Source organism: Neisseria sp. P0021.S007, from assembly GCF_051956855.1.
On record NZ_JBQCXA010001008.1, the window covers coordinates 1 to 550 of the forward strand.

Sequence of the window (550 nt, forward strand, 5' to 3'; positions counted from 1 at the left end):
GATGCAACAATATAAAACTCAATTTGTGCAGGACTGCGCCGAACGCACTCCAAAACTGACCGCCTTTATCCAAGAAATATTGCAGGGCAGGCATTGGGTTTTTTCGGATGAAAACAAATCATTTGATCAGGTCGTGGCACTGATTATGGAATACGAATATCAGGATTTCTCTGTTTGCGGCTGGCTGCGCAACCAAAATGGCGGCTATTTAGGCAACGGCATCATAGACTTCCCCGAAGAATGCCTGCCTAAATTTGATGCAGATGTGGAAGACGAGATATACGGTTTGGAACAGGACGAAAACGGCGAAGAAGAAGTATGGGATGCCATAGACGATTTTTACAGCGGGTTACACGAATATTTCAGCCATTGGTTTGCAGACTGCTTCCGAACCGCAGCGCAAAACACCGCCTCCACCCTGCCCGCCTATTTTTCTGTACACGACACCAACAGCTACACCAATCTTGCCACCATGCAGGAGGAACTTTGCGACGATATTGCCGAAAAATTCGGCTGGGCATCTTTTTGGCAGGATTAGGCAACGTGAAAT

1 protein-coding gene is annotated in these 550 nt (G+C 47.1%); it reads left to right on the forward strand.

What is annotated here, in order from left to right:
• The first annotated feature begins 1 nt into the window (after position 1).
• A complete protein-coding gene (locus ACTHUR_RS17230) occupies positions 2–538 on the forward strand; it encodes a hypothetical protein (RefSeq protein ID WP_440399928.1) in 537 nt (178 codons plus the stop codon).
• Positions 539–550: the final 12 nt, after the last annotated feature.

Coding starts and splice junctions, on each gene's coding strand:
- ACTHUR_RS17230 (WP_440399928.1), top strand. CDS start 2: ATGCAACAATATAAAACTCAATTTGTGCAGGACTGCGCCGAACGCACT.